The organism is Pseudofrankia saprophytica (assembly GCF_000235425.2).
GTDB lineage: Bacteria > Actinomycetota > Actinomycetes > Frankiales > Frankiaceae > Pseudofrankia > Pseudofrankia saprophytica.
In genome coordinates this window covers 4,751,952-4,767,015 of sequence record NZ_KI912266.1, presented here as the reverse complement: position 1 = coordinate 4,767,015, position 15,064 = coordinate 4,751,952, and the positions used below count along the sequence as shown (strand labels likewise).

Here is a 15,064-nt window from a genome sequence, read left to right as displayed (position 1 = left end):
ACGGCGCGGGAATTCCTCCCGGCCGTGGCGGGAAACCGCGCTCGTGCTCACGGGAAGCCCACGACGGGACCATGCCCTCGGTGCGCCGACCGACCAACCGGGTCGGCCGCGGGCGACGCCGACAGGAGAGTCAGACCCAGTAATACCGACCGGCCGCGGCGGGGCGCCGTTCGGCACCGCCGTGCTCATGTACGGCCTGGCGTGAACCCGAAGCGGTGGCGACGGCCGGCCGACCGTTCCCCACGGACACGGCAGCAGGCCGCGACATGTGGTCGGTGAATGCCCGGGGGCAGATCGCGGTGATTAGAGTGGGAATGTCGCTCCGCGCCGCCGGTCACGTCCAGAGCTTCGGGGGCAGGCAGCGGCTCGGTCGCCGGCAGGAGGATCACGCATGGCACCGTCCGGACGACCGGGCAGGCCTGCCCGAACCAGTGCCGGTGAGGCCGGCGGACCAGCGGGTCGCCGAGGCAGGCAACTTGGGGTCGTTTGGCTGGGAGGGGTCCGGTTCCCGCGTGACCGACGTGAGCCGTCCGTCGATCGCCCCGTCCCGGGTCTCGACGACCGAGCTGTTCTTCGATCTCGTGTTCGTCTTCACCGTCACCCAGACCACGGCCGTGATCGTGCGGTCGGCCGATCTGGCCGGGGTGGGACGGGCCGCGGTCGAGCTGTCGGTCATCTTCTGGATGTACGGCGGCTTCGCGTGGCTGACCAACACCAACGATCCGAACACCTCGGGCCGTCGGGCGGTGCTGCTGTTCGGGATGGCCGCGTTCTTCGTCGTCGCCATGGCGGTGCCGACCGCGTTTCACGGTGGCGGGATCACGTTCGGCTTTGCCTACCTGGCCGTCATTCTCGTCCACGCCGCCGGGTTCATCATGTTCACCGGGCGGGCGGCCTACCGGGCGGTCGCCCGGTTCCTGCCGTCCAACCTGCTCAGTACCGGTCTCATTCTGGCCGCCGGGTTCAGTGGTGGACGGGTCGTGCCGGTGCTGTGGACGATGGCCGCGCTGGTCCAGGTGGTGACGCCGTTCCTCGTCCGGCTGGAAAGCAACTTCGACATCAACGCGGCCCATTTCGGCGAGCGGCACGGCCTGGTGATTCTCATCGTGCTCGGCGAGTCGCTGGTCGGGGTGGCCCTGGCCAGCGAGGAGAGCCGGATCGTCCCGCGCCTGATAGCCGGGGCCCTGGCCGGGCTCGTCGTGCTCACCGTCATGTGGTGGTGGTACTTCGGCGGGGACGACGACCGGGCGGTCACGGCCATGCGGAACGCCGACCCGCGGCGGCGCCCAATCTTGGCCATCACCGGCTATTTCCTTGCCCACTACATAATGATCTTCGGGGTCCTGCTGCTGGCGGCGGGCATCCGACTGTCCAGCGAGGACCTGTTGGCCCGCGGATCGACCGCCTCCGCCATGCTGATCGCGATCGGAACGGCGACCTTCGCGCTCGGGTCGGCCGCGTTCCGTCGGGCGCTGCGCTTCGCGCCGGCGGGGCCGCGAGCCGTCACGGCGCTGGTCTGCCTGGCTGTGCCGTGGTTGGGCAGCCACGTCTCGCCGGTGGTCGAGCTGGCCGCGCTGGCCGCCATCCTGCTCGCCCCGAGTGGGCTCGAGGCCCGGGCGCGCCGCGCCGCCGGCTGACTGACCCACCCGGCGACCAGCTCGGGGAAGGCCGCCGCCGAACCGGAACGCGAGACTCGTGGAGACCTGTATGCCGTTTCCGATCACCAGGTCCTGCGATCCAGGTCACACTTACCGGGGACCGGGGCCTCGCCGGATGGCGTGAACCCGGACGGCCACGGCTCGTCGTCGGCGGGCGGCGCGCCGGGACGACGAAGCGTCGCGGACGCGTAGATGGTGGCAGCGGAAGAGGGCAGGTCAGCCGCACGTCAGGAGGGACGCAGAGTCATGTCAGCCGCCACCGGTGCCGGTCCGATTCGGGCGGTCGACGACGTCGACCTCTCCGACCTCTCCTTCTGGGTCCGGCCTCGTGCCGAGATAGACGCCGCGTTCACCCGGCTGCGCGGGCGGCCGGGCCTGCCGTTCTACCGCGAGCCGTCGTCCGTGAGCGAGCTGATCCCGACCGGGCCGGGCTACTACGCGGCCACCCGGCACGCGGACATCGTCCGGATCAGCTCGGAGCCGGGCACCTTCTCCTCGGCCCGCGGCGCGACCTCGATCCCGGACCTGCCGCCCGAGTTCCTCGAGTTCTTCGGCGGGATGATCAACCTCGACGCGCCGCGGCACCACCGGCTGCGGCGCATCGTCTCCCGGGCCTTCACGCCGCGCATCATCGCCCAGACGGAGCAGGACATCGCCGCGATCGCCCGTGCGATCGTCGACGACCTGGTCGCCAAGGGGCCGGGTGACTTCGTCTCGCGGGTCGCGGCCCGGCTCCCGCTGGAGGTCATCTGCCGGATGATGGGCCTGCCGCAGGAGCGGTACGGCGACGTCTTCCGCTGCACGAACGTGATCCTCGGCTCCGGTGACCCGGACTACGTCCCGGAGGGCGCCGACATCGTGGCCGCCCTGCTCGGCGCCGGCGCGGAGCTCGCCGACCTCCTGAACCAGGAGGCGACGCGCCGGCGGACCGCGCCGACCGACGACCTCACGACCGCGCTCGCCCTCGCCGAGGTCGACGGCGAACGCCTCGACAACAGCGAGATCGCCTCGTTCTTCATCCTGCTGCTGGTCGCCGGCAACGAGACCACCCGCACCGCGATCAGCCACGCGCTCCTCGCGCTGACGGCGTTCCCCGAGCAGCGGGCCGCCTGGCGGGGCGACGTGGCGGGGGTGAGCCGGACCGCCGTCGAGGAGATCGTCCGGTGGTCGAGCCCGGTGCGCTGGATGCGCCGCACGGTCACCCAGGACGTCGAGGTCTCGGGGCAGCGGCTGCACGCCGGCGACAAGGTCCTGCTGTTCTACTCGTCGGCGAACCGCGACGAGGCCGTGTTCGCCGACGCCGACCGGTTCGACGTCCGCCGCGACCCCAACCCCCACCTCGGTTTCGGCGGCGCCGGCCCGCACTTCTGCCTCGGCGCCCACCTGGCCCGCAGGGAGATCTCGGTGATGTGGCGGGAGCTGTTCGCCCAGGCCCCCGACATCCGGGCGGTCGGTGAGCCCGAGTGGCTGGCCAGCAGCTTCATCAACGGCGTCAAGCGGCTGGCCTGCGACTTCACCGTGCGCTAGCGATCAGTGAGGCACGGGCGGCTCACCGCCCGGGAAGGAACCGGCGGGTGCGGCCGGGGGCGCCGGGTGGAAGGTCGCTGACGATGTCGGCGAGAGAGACCGAGCCCAGGCTGTCGCGCCAGGCCTGATGCGCCCGGGCCATGGTGGTGGCCAGGACGCACGGGGCGGCGCAGTCCTCGGTGGGCAGGGCGCCGAGGCCGTGTTGCCGGATCTCGCGGCACCGGTAGGGGGCGGCGGCGCCGTCGACCCCCTCGACGACCTCCAGGACCGTGATGTCCGCTGGGTCCCGCGCCAGCCGGAACCCGCCTCGCGGGCCGGTCGTCGCCGTGAGCACGCCGGCACGCACGAGCGCCTGAAGCTGCTTGGCCAGCGAAGGCAGAGGCAGGTCGTAGTAGCCGGCCAGCTGGCCGGCGGAGGCCGCCTGCCCGGGTTTCAGCAGGGCGAGCGTGACGGCGCAGTGCAACAGCCACTCGGTGCTCTCCGGCAGCCTCACGCCGCCACCGTATCGGAGGTGGCGGGATCTAGGAGATTTAGGATATGTTTTCTCCGCAATAGCCAGACGTGCGGGAGGTAGCGATGCGGGTGGCGGTAGTGGGAGCCACAGGCCGGATCGGGCGGCTCACCAGCGAGGTCCTCCGGGACGGCGGGCACGAGGTGGTCGACGTCGCCCGGTCACTCGGCGTCGACGTCCTGACCGGGGAGGGGCTGGACAAGGCGTTGGACGGCGTGGCGGCCGTGATCGACTGCTCGAACACCCCGGCACAGGACGTCACTACGGTCGTCGACTTCTTCACGACCACCACCGCGAACCTGCTGGCCGCGGAACAGCGCGCCGGGGTGGGGCATCACGTGCCGCTGTCCATCGTCGGCATGTCGGAGCCGCCGGCGAACGCGCACTACGCGGGGAAGCTGGCGCAGGAGACCACCGTGGAGCGGGGACCGGTGCCGTGGACGATCGTGCGCGCCACCCAGTTCCACGACTTCGCCGCCATGGTCGCCTCCTGGACCGAGCGGGACGGCACCGCTGTCGTCGCACCGCTGCTCATGCAGCCGATCGCCCCCGCCGACGTCGCCGCGGTCCTGGCCGAGACCGCCGTCGGTGAGCCCCGGCGCGAGCGGCTCGACATCGCCGGCCCTGAGACCCAGGACCTGGTCGACATGGCGCGGCGCACCTACGCGGCACGCGGCCGGGAGATCCGGCTCGTGCCGACGTGGGAGGGGGTACACGGCCTCGGCATGGCCGGCAACGCCATGCTGCCCGGCGCGGGCGCCCGCATCATGCCCACCACCTTCGACGCCTGGCTGGCCGCCGGAGCGCGGTGAGCCCATGAGGGTTAGCCTGCTACTGCTCTGAAGTCGGGTGGCCTGGAGGCTGCGATGGCGGATACCTGGGACCCGGACCGCTACCTGACCTACGCCGACGAGCGTGGCCGGCCGTTCGCGGACCTGATGGCCAGGGTCTCGGCCGAGCCGGCCACCGTCGTCGACCTGGGCTGCGGCCCCGGCAACCTGACCGCCCTGCTCGCCGACCGGTGGCCCGCGGCCCGCGTCGTCGGCGTCGACAGCAGCTCGGCGATGATCGCGAAGGCCACGGACGAGCGGATCACCTGGCGGGTCGCCGACCTGCGCGACTGGGTGAGCGCCGCGCCGGCCGGCAGCGTCGACGTGCTGGTCTCGAACGCCACCTTCCACTGGGTTTCGGGCCATCTCGATCTCCTGCCCGCGCTCGCCCGGGCGGTGTCGCCGGGCGGCTGGTTCGCGTTCCAGGTGCCGGGCAACTTCGCCGCGCCGAGCCACACGCTGGGCGCCCAGCTCGCCGCCGAGCCGCCGTATGCCGCCCACACGGCCGACGTCGAGGCGGGGGCCGCGCACGACCCGGCGGCGTACTTGCGTGCCCTGGCCGCCGAGGGCCTCATCGCCGACGCCTGGGAGACCACCTACCTGCACGTGCTGACCGGACCCGACCCGGTCTTCACCTGGATCTCCGGAACGAGCCTGCGGCCCACCCTCGCCGCTTTGCCGGCCGACCTGCGCCCCGCGTTCGAGCGGGAACTGAAAGGGCGCCTGGCCGAGGCATTCCCAGTCGACGACGCCGGCCGAGTGCTGTTGCCGTTCCGTCGCGTCTTCGCCGTCGGGCACAAACGCTGAGGGCTCGGCCCCGGCCCCACCTCCGCGGGACGGGATGGTGACGCATCCGCGTGTCGGAAACCCGACATGTGGATAGGTGACTTCTGCAGGCCGTCGCCCGGCGACGCCTTCTCGGTGCCTGAGCTGGCCATGCGCGCCGGCCGCACGTGAGGCCGCTGAGGCTGCCCGGTTTGGGCGGTGTACCGTGTGCGCAGATTCCTCCCAAAAGCAACGAAAAGGGACGTCACATGCCAAGTGCACCCCGCCGCCTGTCGACGGCAATCGCGGTCGGAACCCTCACGGGAATGTTCGGACTGACGGCGGCCTGTTCGAGCAGCGGTGACAACGCCGCTGCCTGCACGTCGATGCAGAAGGCTATCCAGGATCTCGGCACGACCAGTATGTCGCAGGTCAATGATCCCACCGCGATGGCGAAGACCTACCACGACCAGGCGGCCGCGATCCGGGCCACGGCCAACGGCGCGAGCGGCGATGTGAAGACGGCCGGCCTGCAGGTCGCCGAGGCGATGGACGGTCTGGGCACGTTCGTCGGGAACCTTTCCAGTTCCACCTCCACCACGCCGCAGATGCCCGACAACACCCCGTTGATCAGCGCGGGCACCGCGCTGCAGAACGCCTGCACCTGATTTTCGACGTCCGTCGGGGCACCGACGCCGGCACCGGCGTCGGTTGTCCTTCCGTCGGCATGGGATCGAGCCATGGCCTGTGGCGCCGGATGGGCCGTTACGGGCGCCACAGGCTCTGACTGGATTCGGCCAGGAACGCCGACGTGAGGTTCACCATCGCTGCCCTGGTGGTCGGCCTGAGGCTTGATCACTGTTCGCGCCCTCCGGTGGCCATGGCCTGGCCCCGCTGGCAGCCATGGCAGGGCGCAACCGGCGATCACGGAGGGGTTGGGCCTGCGTCACTGCCACGCTGGTTGGGCCGCCGTCGCGGGTGCCAGGCAGACGTCGCTGGGGCACCTCGCAAGCTGGATCCAGCGTGTCCCGAGGCGCGAGATCAAGGTACGGCCTGGCAGACCGGCGACGTGGGCCGGCGAAACCCCAACGCCGACACGGACCTGTTCGACATGGATGGCCATGAACGCGGACGAAACAGCGAACGCACTGGAGCGGCCCCCGGAGGCACCCAAGCCGCGACCCCCGTGCGCCGGGGATGTCGCCGCCATATATCGCCGTCATCTGGTGGATCTTGCGAGCCTCGTCCGCGCGGACATCCGGCCGACGGAGCCCGGGACCCGGGCCTGGCAACACGCGGCCAGGGCTGCCATCCGGCGCAGACTGCGAGAGCACGACAAGCTGCCGGAACAGTTCTTCGAGGCACTTGTCCGGGCAGGGGTCTATGAGCCGGATCCAAGCTTCAACGCCCAGTTCATCAGGCCGGCCGTGGAAAATTTCGGCCGGCGTCGGGTCCAGACCGCATTGCTCGGCTTCCTCCGCGGCGGGACAAATGCCGAGCGTGCCGGCGCGGTTCGAGCATGGTATTGGACGTGCATGCCCTGGCGGCACAAAGCCCACGCAGTGGGGATCATGGAGCCGGTGGATCCGGCGGAATGGGCGTCGTTGGCGGACCTGCGCGCAGCATGGCGTGAAGCCATATTGCGCGAGTTCGTGTCGAATGAAGACCTTGCCGTGCGCCGGTTCGTCCTGCGCGAGCTGACTCTCAGGAACGAGGACTACTACCCCGCAGATCTCCGTGTGCTGATCGGCGAGGCAATCCGCATCGGCCGTACTCATACCGACGAACACATACGGCACTGGTTCGAGATTCAATTTAAGGCCTGACCTGGTCTGGTGGGCGACCACCGGAAGGCAGGAACGACGATCAGCTTTTCGAACCTCGCGACGCCGGCGCCCGAGGACGGCCTGTGGGTCAGGGAGTTGCGACGGCGAGCAGGCGCAGGTCGTCCTCGCCGCCGGCCAGGCCGGCGACGTCCGTGAGGATGCGGTCGCAGAGTCTGGCGAGGCCGTCCCGTCCGCATCGTGCGTCGCCGGTCTCGGCCGTGGCGTCCGCGCCCGCGGGCTCTCCGCTGGCGTCCGCCCCGCACCTGCCCTACCAGGCGATGCCGGAAAACTCCGGCTGGCCACCGCGACCGGACGGGTTGCGTCCCGACTGCCGCTAGTTATCGACCGTACCCGTGGGGTAACCCGCCCAGGCGGTGCCCATTTGTCAGGTATCGGCGGTCGCGGTGGATGGTGGGCTGTGGCGTCTGCGGATGATCCGCTCTGGGGTCAGCCGGCGGCGGTGTCGGCGTAGCGGCGGGCGGCGGCGAGCTTGGTGCGCAGGGCAGCGCCGTCGATCGGTTCGCCCGCGTCGCCCGCGCGTCCATCCGGACCGAAGTAGAGCCCGGCGTACGCGGCCGTGTCGCGCTGAAACCGCCAGCCCTCGGCGAGCGGGCCGGCGTCGACCGTGTCGTAGCCGATCTGGTCGAGGAACACGGCGACCGCGGCCTTCGCGTCGGCGTCGTCCCCGGCGATCGCCAGCGCCGAGCGGTCCGGCGCCCCGGCCGGGCGCGCCAGCGACAGCAGGTGCTTGAAGTAGATGTTGTTGAAGACCTTCACGACCTTCGAGCCGGGCAGGTGGCGCGCCACCAGCTCGCTGGTCGTGGTGCTCTCGTCGTCGAGCTCGGCGATCTGCCCGTCACGCTGCGGGTAGTAGTTGCAGGTGTCGAGCACGATCTTGCCGGCGAGTGGCTCCACCGGAACGCTCTCGTAGGCCCGCAACGGGATGGTCACGACCACCAGGTCGCCGGCCCTCGCCGCCTCGGCCGCGGTGCCGGCCCGCGCCCGGGGACCCAGCTCGGCCACCAGGCCGGCCAGCGTCTCGGGACCGCGCGAGTTGCTCAGCACCACGTCGTGGCCGGCCGCGACCGCCAGCCGGGCCACGGTCGAGCCGATGTTCCCGCTTCCGATCAGTCCGATCGTCGTCATGCCTGCGCAACCACCTGGCCGCGGGACGGCATTCCCGGTCTGGGGCGAGCCGGCGACCAGCTGTGGCGAGCTGCCCGCCAAGCGGTGACAGCGGTGACAACGGTGACAAAGGCGCGCTTTTCATGGTTCGGAAGGCAGGCGGTCTCGCTGGTCAGCGAGCGCGGTCGACACGGGTGGCCCAGCAGCCACGGCTCGCGTTGTGCACGTGGACGTGGTCGCACGCCTCGAGTGCGAAGAAGCGGTCGAGCGTCCCGGGGAGGTCGGTGCCAGCGATCACAGCCGCGTCGATCATCACCGCGTCTCCGTCGAAGGCGCGGACGGACAGTTGCCGGCCGGCGAGCTGCGCCGGAAGGGCGTGAAGGTCCGAAGGTGGCTCGCAGGGGGCGCGGTGCAGGAAGATCGGGCTCGCCGAGCGGTAGGGACTGTCGGCCGTGAACGGATCGTGCGACACGAGGATCACCTCCTCGCCCACGGCCGCGTCCCGCAGGCACTGCCGGCACGGGTAGCCCGGGTGGGCGTCGACGGCGTACACCGGCGCGTCCGGGTGCTCGGCACGCAGCCGGTCGGCGTCGTCAGGATCGATCGGCCGGAGGCGGTAGGCGGTGGTGATCGCGGTGGTCATGCCTTCATCATTCGATCGACGGTCCGGTGTGTCTGGCGGATTTTCGCCATCGCGCCCGGGCGTGGGCGAACTCGGCCGACCTGCCCGGCGAAGCCCTCGGGTCGCCGAGCGGGTCAGGGGCGCAAGGCGGAGGCGGCTAGATCTCGGCGATGATCTGGTCGCGCTTGGTCGTGTACTCGGTGTCGCTGATGGCGCCCGTGGCGCGGAGCGCGTCGAGCTCGCGCAGACGCTCGGCCGCGGGCCGCTTCGGCTTGGTCAGCAACGTGGGCGCGCCGTCGGCGTCGGTGGTCGGCGGGGACCAGGCCGCGGTGCCCTCGCGGGCCGTGCCCTCGCGGGCCGTGGCCTGTCGCACCACGGCGCGCAGCTGGTCGCGCAGGTCCGGGTTCGAGCGGGCGTCGACCATCCGGTCGAACGGAATGTCGTGGGCTTTCAGGATCCGCAGGATCTCCAGCAGCGGGCCGGCCTGGCCGGTCAGGTCATAGGCCGTGTCGTCCTCGGCGAGGGTGAACCGGGCGAGAACCTGGCCGTTGACCAGGGCGCTGCGGTCCCAGTCGATGGCGACGGCCTGGGTGGCCGGGTCGACGAGGACGACGACCTTGCGCGCGTTGAGGGTGGCCATGCGGGTCACCCCGGCAGCCGCCTGTTCCTGGGCGTCGAACGCGAAGCCCGGTCCCTCGACGCGCAGGCGGATCCCGACCAGCGGCTGGTCGTTGACGCTGATGCCGGTCTCGGCCATGCCGGTGATCCGGGCGAGCGCCAGCACACCGTCACGCTCCAGCTCGGCGGCCCGCGTGCCGGTTCCGGTGACTGCCTGGCCCAGGAACGCCGCCCGACCGGCAAAGCCCGCCCGACCGGGAAAGGCCGCCCGGCCGATGAGCATGACCGCGCTGGTGTCGGCGCGAGCCAGCAGCATGGCGACCACCACGTCGATCGCCGTGATCAGCAGGCCCGCGACGAGCATCCACGAGAGCAGATGACGATTCTCCGGGCCGGTCGAGAAGTACACGAGCAGGAAGATCGGCCCGACCAGGCCGCCGCACAACTGGACGATCAGCTGTGCCTTGAGGTGACGCCAGAGCATCGGACTGCCCCTATCCGGCGAAGGTGGATCGTCGGTCACGTCGACAACGCCGATCGTATGGACCCGGATCTCGCGCACGTTCGGCTGGCCGGAGCCCCGCCGCGCCCGTCGCCAGATCTGACGGGTCATCAGAAACGATTGACCCCGCCAGGTCTCGGCCCGTACGGTCCGCCCGTCCGCGTGACGTCAGGGCGAAGGAGTACCGGTGACAGGTCCGACGGGTCGTCTGGCGGGACGGGTGGCGATCGTGACCGGCGCGGGGGAGGGGATCGGGCGCGGCATCGCCCGCCGATTCCTGCGCGAGGGAGCCAAGGTCGTCATCGCCGAGTACAACGAGCCGTTGGGGCGCGCGACGGCGGCCGAGCTGGAGGCGGACGTCGGCGGTGACGTCCGGTTCGTGCTCACCGACGTCAGCGACCGGGCCCAGGTGGTCGCCGCGGTGAACACGGCCAAGGACGAGTTCGGCACGGTCGACGTGCTGGTCAACAACGCCTGGAGCGGCGGCGGACTCGGCCGGGCCGAACGCAAGACCGATGCCCAGCTCGACCACGCCCTGCGGGTCGGCTTCTACGGGCCGTTCTGGGCGATGCAGGCGGCGTTCCCGCTGATGAAGGCGCAGGGGTGGGGCCGCGTCGTCAACATCTGCTCGCTCAACGGGGTGAACGCGCACGTCGGCTCGCTCGACTACAACGCCGCCAAGGAGGCGCTGCGCACCCTCACCCGGACGGCCGCCCGGGAATGGGCGCCGTACGGGGTGGTCGCCAACGTCATCTGCCCGGCGGCGCGGTCGGCCGCCTTCGAACGGCTCGCTCAGCAGGACCCGGCGCTGCTCGCCGGCGCCGCGGCCATGAACCCGATGGGACGCCTCGGCGACCCGGAGGCCGACATCGGCGGTGTCGCCGTGTTCCTTGCCAGCGAGGACGCCCGCTACCTGACCGGCAACACACTCTTCGTCGACGGCGGCAGCCACATCAACGGCGTCTCCTGGGCGCCCGAGCTTCCCGAGTCATGACGGCATACGAGCCCACCGAGTCCACGGCCACCCAGGCCGGTACCCAGCCCGCTGCCCAGTCGGTCGCCAAGCCGGCTGCCCAGCAGGGCACCCAGCCGCGCGACGAGCAGGGCGATCGGAGCGAGCGGGGCCGGCGCCCCACCGCGCTGGTCACCGGTGCTAGCCGCGGCATCGGCCGGGCCGTCGCACTTGCCCTCGCCGCCGACGGTTACGACGTCGCGATCACGGCGCGCACCGTCCGCGAGGGCGACCGCCCCCATGGCCTGCCGGGCAGCCTGGACTCGACGGCGGCCGAGGCGGCGGCGCTCGGCGCCCGGGTCGTGCCGGTGCGGCTCGACCTGCTCGACGCCGACCAGCTGGCCCCGGCGGTGGAGGGCGTGCTCGACGCGTTCGGCCGGCTCGACGTGCTCGTCAACAACGCCATCTACGTCGGGCCGGGCGGCGACGCCGGCTTTCTCGACGTGAGCCGGACCGAGATCGAACGCCGGATCTACGCCAACCTGACCGCGCAGCTGCTGCTCACCCAGCGGGTGGTCCGGGCGATGGTCGACGCGGGCGGCGGCACGGTCGTCGGCATCACCTCGGCCGCCGGGACGACCGACCCGCGCAGTGGCCCGGGCACGGCCGGCGGTTGGGCGGTCACCTACGGGTGCAGCAAAGGCGGCTTCCACCGGATGGCCGGCGCGATCGCCGCCGAGCTGGGCGGGCGCGGTATTCGGTGCTTCAACGTCGAGCCTGGACCGGTCGCCACCGAGCGGGTGCTCGCCCGCCCCGACCTGCGCTGGGTCGCCGAGTACGGGCGGCCTCCCGAAGCGGTGGGTGCCGTCGTCGCGTGGCTGTTGCGCCAGCCCGACGGTGCCGTGCCGAACGGGGACACGATCAGCGTCACCGCGGTCGCCCCGGCCCTCGAGGCCGCCGCCCGCGGCGACCAGCGTTGACGAGCCGGCGGACGGCGGTTTCGAGGGGCACGGTGAGCGGCGGGGAGGCGCGGCGAGCGGCACGGTCAGGTCCGGTGAGCGCCGCGCCTGGTGGTTCGGGCGACCCGCCGCCGGCGGCGGGTCGCGAGGGTCGTGGCGGTAAGAAGGGCGGCGAGGCCGCCGCCCGCGGCGAGGCCGCCGCCCGCGGCGAGGCCGATGACGAGGACCGGCGAGCCGACGTGCCAGCGTCGGTGGCGGCTTCGACGACGCGCTGCCGGGTGCCGAGATGCCCGGACGTCGCCGGGGGTGGACGGGAGGTTGCAAAGGCGCAGCACAGCGAGCGCACAGCCGGGGCAAAGTTGATCCTGTGATGCTGTGAAGCGCGGAACCATCCGATCGTCACAGGAGGACGCGCGTGACCAGGAAACAGCGGACCGATGGGATCTCGTCCTATGAGGGACGTCCGCTCGCCCGGCCGGCGGAGGATGTCGTCGACCAGGGACTCGCGTTCGACCTTGGCACCCTGCTGAGCCGGCGGCGGCTTCTGACCATGGTGGGGCTCGGCGCGGCGACGGCGGGCCTGGCGGCGTGCGGGTCAGGCTCCGGCACGTCGGCGGGCGTGACCGCCGGTGCCGCGACGGCCGGGTCCACGACCGCCGGTGCGACGGCGTCCACGTCAACGAGCGGCGCGTCGGGGGAGATCCCGGAGGAGACGGCGGGTCCGTACCCCGGCGACGGTTCCAACGGTCCCGACGTGCTCCAGCAGAGCGGCGTCGTGCGTAGCGACATCCGGTCCAGCTTCGGGACGGCTACGGATACCGCCAAGGGCGTCCCCATGACCTTGGAACTGACGATCGCCGACCTCGCAGGTGGTGGCGCATTCACCGGTGTGGCCGTCTACGTGTGGCACTGCGACCGGGAGGGCCGTTACTCGATGTACTCGCAGGGCGTCACCGACCAGAACTACCTGCGCGGCGTCCAGGTCGCCGACACGGGCGGCAAGGTGCGTTTCACCAGCATCTTCCCGGCGTGCTACAGCGGACGGTGGCCGCACATCCACTTCGAGGTCTACCCCGACCAGGCCAGCATCACCGACGCCAGCAAGGCCATCGCCACGTCCCAAGTCGCGCTGCCCAAGGACATCTGCGACCAGGTCTACGCGCAGTCTGGCTACGAGGCGTCCGTGGCGAACCTCTCCAAGGTCAGCCTCACCAGCGACAACGTGTTCGGGGACGACGGCGGCGCCCAGCAACTCGCCACCGTGACCGGCTCCACCACCGCCGGCTACACCGTCACCCTCGCCGTCGGTGTCGACACCACCACCAGTTCGGGCAACGGTCAGACGGCTGGCATGCCCGGCGGTCAGCCGCCCGGCGGCCAGCCGGGCTGACAGTGTGCCCGACAGCCCCTGAGCGCGCGGCTACTCCGGGCGCCCATGCCGGCCGGCGAGGTCGGCGGGGCCGCCCCGCCGGTCCCAGGACTCAGCTGGCGCTCTCGGCGAGGGCGGGGTGGTAGACGACGACCGTCCCCGTTCGTCCCCGTTTGGCCGTATACATGGCCAGGTCGGCTTGGCGGAGCAGGACGTCGGGGCTGGTGGGCCGGGACGCGACGCTGTCGAGGATGACCATGCCCAGGCTGGCGCTAGGGGTGTAGTGCTGTCCGACCAGCAGGCAGGGCGCCTGGATGGCGACGGCGAGCCGCTCGCCGACGTGGCGGGGGTCGTCAGGGCCGCCGCCGTCGAGGATGACGGCGAACTCGTCGCCGCCAAGACGGGCGGCGGTGTCGACCGCGCGGGTCTCCGTCAGCAGCCGGTCGGCGATGATCTTGAGGAGCTCGTCGCCGGCGGCATGGCCGAACGTGTCGTTCACCCGCTTGAAGCCGTCGAGGTCCAGGAACAGAAGGGACACTCGTGTGTCGGGGGCGTAATCGGCGGTGATCCTGGTGCCGTCGCCATCGGGGGCGCAGGCGAGGACCCGCTGTAGACGTCGGGTGAACAGCGCCCGGTTCGCCAGGCCGGTCAGGGGGTCGTGGAATGCCTGGTGGTGCAGTTGCTCCTGCTGTTCCTGGGTCTCGGTGAGCAGCCGGGTGTTCTCGGCGACGGTGACCATCTGTCGGATCAGGGCCACCACCACCAGCGCGATCATGCCGTAGGTCTCGAACAGGTCGAGCCGGACCCCGGCGAGCCGCTTGTCGACGACCAGGAGGCCCGCGGCCACGAGCGTCGCGTAGGGCAGCACGGCGTGTGCCCACATCGCCCGCGGGCCGGGTGGAGCGGGGCCGTCCGGGTGCGTGGGGCGCGGAACGGGGGCGAGCGCGGCGAGGAAGATCAGCAGATAGGCGAGGGCGAACCCGACCATGCCCCAGGGCGGCAGCTCCAGCCCATGCACCGCCGCTACGTAGGGCATGAGATTGGTGGTGACGGCGTAGGCCAGCAGGCCGGTGCCGAGCAGGGCCAGTACCACCGGGGCGCGCGGCCGGCGGAAGGTGGCGATCAGCACAACCGCGGCGGCGAGGATCAGACCGGCTACCTGGTGGATCAGGGCGAGCTCGAACGTCTCGGTGTGGTGGCCTGCCTGGACGAGCGTGGCGAGCGTCATCCCCCACTGCAGCAGGACGATCGAGCCGACGATCAGCATGCAGTCCAGCAGGGTGATCGTGTACCAGCGGTAGGCGCTGTGCCGCCGCCGGCCCAGATCGCCGCCGTGCTCACCGACCCGGTCGGTGGGCAGGGACAGCAGACCGGCCAGGGCCAGGACGTAGAGGACGAGGAAGGCGGCGTACCCGGCGGAGATGCCGCCCTGGTGGGGCATGCGGCCGGCCAGGAGCGCCGGCATCACCGACAGGCTCGCCAACATCCCGCCCGCGGCGGTGATGGCGATGAGCACCCGCCAGCGGCGCTCCGCGCCATGCACCCGCCGGGCGGACCAGAAGCAGGCGATCGCGGCGGCGAGCTGGAGGGTGGCGTTGACGAGGTCCGTGGCGACTCGGGCGGTGTGCAGCTCCAGCAGCGCCGCGAGGGCGACATCGAGCCCGAGGAGCGCTACGGAGGCGACGACGGCATACCGGAACAACCGTGGCGCGCGGCCCAGACCGGTCGGACGCCACAGCCTGTCTGCGGCGTCGACGCCGCGGAGTCCAGACATCACTGCATCCCACCGGTAGCTTACCG

Annotated in this window: 14 protein-coding genes; 9 read left to right on the top strand and 5 right to left on the bottom strand. The window is 71.6% G+C overall.

Annotation, left to right across the window (positions count from 1 at the left end):
- Positions 1-512 precede the first annotated feature (512 nt).
- Together FRCN3DRAFT_RS45385 and FRCN3DRAFT_RS0220020 are read left to right on the top strand one after the other, a co-directional pair.
- Positions 513-1,637 (top strand): low temperature requirement protein A, encoded by a 1,125-nt coding sequence (locus FRCN3DRAFT_RS45385; protein ID WP_157845237.1) that lies wholly within the window; start codon positions 513-515, stop codon positions 1,635-1,637.
- Between the two features lie 267 nt (positions 1,638-1,904).
- A complete protein-coding gene (locus tag FRCN3DRAFT_RS0220020; RefSeq protein ID WP_007513895.1) occupies positions 1,905-3,185 on the top strand; it encodes a cytochrome P450 in 1,281 nt (426 codons plus the stop codon).
- A gap of 22 nt (positions 3,186-3,207) precedes the next feature.
- Here FRCN3DRAFT_RS0220020 and FRCN3DRAFT_RS0220015 read toward each other — a convergent pair whose 3' ends face one another.
- Positions 3,208-3,678 (bottom strand): RrF2 family transcriptional regulator, encoded by a 471-nt coding sequence (locus tag FRCN3DRAFT_RS0220015; RefSeq protein WP_007513893.1) that lies wholly within the window; start codon positions 3,676-3,678, stop codon positions 3,208-3,210.
- Positions 3,679-3,761: 83 nt separating this feature from the next.
- Between FRCN3DRAFT_RS0220015 and FRCN3DRAFT_RS0220010 the strand changes: the two genes are divergently transcribed.
- The 4 genes from FRCN3DRAFT_RS0220010 to FRCN3DRAFT_RS0219995 all read left to right on the top strand — a co-directional run bounded on the left by FRCN3DRAFT_RS0220010 (position 3,762) and on the right by FRCN3DRAFT_RS0219995 (position 7,117).
- The gene (locus FRCN3DRAFT_RS0220010) at positions 3,762-4,508 is read left to right on the top strand and encodes an SDR family oxidoreductase (protein WP_007513891.1); all 747 of its coding nucleotides are present in this window, start codon (positions 3,762-3,764) and stop codon (positions 4,506-4,508) included.
- 54 nt (positions 4,509-4,562) lie between these two features.
- Positions 4,563-5,333: a methyltransferase domain-containing protein gene (locus tag FRCN3DRAFT_RS0220005; protein ID WP_007513889.1), complete on the top strand. Its 771-nt coding sequence runs from the start codon at positions 4,563-4,565 to the stop codon at positions 5,331-5,333.
- Between the two features lie 284 nt (positions 5,334-5,617).
- A complete protein-coding gene (locus FRCN3DRAFT_RS0220000) occupies positions 5,618-5,959 on the top strand; it encodes a hypothetical protein (protein WP_027140766.1) in 342 nt (113 codons plus the stop codon).
- A 453-nt stretch (positions 5,960-6,412) separates the two neighbouring features.
- Entirely contained in the window at positions 6,413-7,117 is a 705-nt protein-coding gene (locus FRCN3DRAFT_RS0219995; protein ID WP_007513886.1) for a hypothetical protein, read from the top strand.
- Positions 7,118-7,564: 447 nt separating this feature from the next.
- Here the strand turns inward: FRCN3DRAFT_RS0219995 and FRCN3DRAFT_RS0219990 are convergent, their stop codons facing one another.
- From FRCN3DRAFT_RS0219990 to FRCN3DRAFT_RS0219980, 3 genes are all read right to left on the bottom strand, one after another.
- Positions 7,565-8,263: an NADPH-dependent F420 reductase gene (locus FRCN3DRAFT_RS0219990; protein ID WP_007513885.1), complete on the bottom strand. Its 699-nt coding sequence runs from the start codon at positions 8,261-8,263 to the stop codon at positions 7,565-7,567.
- A gap of 151 nt (positions 8,264-8,414) precedes the next feature.
- Entirely contained in the window at positions 8,415-8,885 is a 471-nt protein-coding gene (locus tag FRCN3DRAFT_RS0219985) for a DUF1203 domain-containing protein (protein ID WP_007513884.1), read from the bottom strand.
- 136 nt (positions 8,886-9,021) lie between these two features.
- The gene (locus FRCN3DRAFT_RS0219980) at positions 9,022-9,966 is read right to left on the bottom strand and encodes an SHOCT domain-containing protein (protein ID WP_007513883.1); all 945 of its coding nucleotides are present in this window, start codon (positions 9,964-9,966) and stop codon (positions 9,022-9,024) included.
- A 205-nt stretch (positions 9,967-10,171) separates the two neighbouring features.
- Between FRCN3DRAFT_RS0219980 and FRCN3DRAFT_RS0219975 the strand changes: the two genes are divergently transcribed.
- The 3 genes from FRCN3DRAFT_RS0219975 to FRCN3DRAFT_RS0219960 all read left to right on the top strand — a co-directional run bounded on the left by FRCN3DRAFT_RS0219975 (position 10,172) and on the right by FRCN3DRAFT_RS0219960 (position 13,285).
- Positions 10,172-10,978, top strand: a complete 807-nt coding sequence (locus tag FRCN3DRAFT_RS0219975; RefSeq protein ID WP_007513882.1) for an SDR family NAD(P)-dependent oxidoreductase — start codon at positions 10,172-10,174, stop codon at positions 10,976-10,978.
- Positions 10,975-11,916 (top strand): SDR family oxidoreductase, encoded by a 942-nt coding sequence (locus FRCN3DRAFT_RS45380; protein WP_007513881.1) that lies wholly within the window; start codon positions 10,975-10,977, stop codon positions 11,914-11,916. The genes FRCN3DRAFT_RS0219975 and FRCN3DRAFT_RS45380 overlap by 4 nt, the downstream gene beginning before the upstream one ends.
- 394 nt (positions 11,917-12,310) lie before the next feature.
- Positions 12,311-13,285 (top strand): intradiol ring-cleavage dioxygenase, encoded by a 975-nt coding sequence (locus tag FRCN3DRAFT_RS0219960; RefSeq protein WP_007513880.1) that lies wholly within the window; start codon positions 12,311-12,313, stop codon positions 13,283-13,285.
- A gap of 91 nt (positions 13,286-13,376) precedes the next feature.
- Here FRCN3DRAFT_RS0219960 and FRCN3DRAFT_RS0219955 read toward each other — a convergent pair whose 3' ends face one another.
- Positions 13,377-15,038: a GGDEF domain-containing protein gene (locus FRCN3DRAFT_RS0219955; protein WP_007513879.1), complete on the bottom strand. Its 1,662-nt coding sequence runs from the start codon at positions 15,036-15,038 to the stop codon at positions 13,377-13,379.
- Between the last annotated feature and the right edge of the window lie 26 nt (positions 15,039-15,064).

Coding starts and splice junctions, on each gene's coding strand:
- FRCN3DRAFT_RS0220020 (WP_007513895.1), top strand. CDS start 1,905: ATGTCAGCCGCCACCGGTGCCGGTCCGATTCGGGCGGTCGACGACGTC.
- FRCN3DRAFT_RS0220010 (WP_007513891.1), top strand. CDS start 3,762: ATGCGGGTGGCGGTAGTGGGAGCCACAGGCCGGATCGGGCGGCTCACC.
- FRCN3DRAFT_RS0220005 (WP_007513889.1), top strand. CDS start 4,563: ATGGCGGATACCTGGGACCCGGACCGCTACCTGACCTACGCCGACGAG.
- FRCN3DRAFT_RS0220000 (WP_027140766.1), top strand. CDS start 5,618: ATGTTCGGACTGACGGCGGCCTGTTCGAGCAGCGGTGACAACGCCGCT.
- FRCN3DRAFT_RS0219995 (WP_007513886.1), top strand. CDS start 6,413: ATGAACGCGGACGAAACAGCGAACGCACTGGAGCGGCCCCCGGAGGCA.
- FRCN3DRAFT_RS0219990 (WP_007513885.1), bottom strand. CDS start 8,263: ATGACGACGATCGGACTGATCGGAAGCGGGAACATCGGCTCGACCGTG.
- FRCN3DRAFT_RS0219985 (WP_007513884.1), bottom strand. CDS start 8,885: ATGACCACCGCGATCACCACCGCCTACCGCCTCCGGCCGATCGATCCT.
- FRCN3DRAFT_RS0219980 (WP_007513883.1), bottom strand. CDS start 9,966: ATGCTCTGGCGTCACCTCAAGGCACAGCTGATCGTCCAGTTGTGCGGC.
- FRCN3DRAFT_RS45380 (WP_007513881.1), top strand. CDS start 10,975: ATGACGGCATACGAGCCCACCGAGTCCACGGCCACCCAGGCCGGTACC.
- FRCN3DRAFT_RS0219955 (WP_007513879.1), bottom strand. CDS start 15,038: ATGTCTGGACTCCGCGGCGTCGACGCCGCAGACAGGCTGTGGCGTCCG.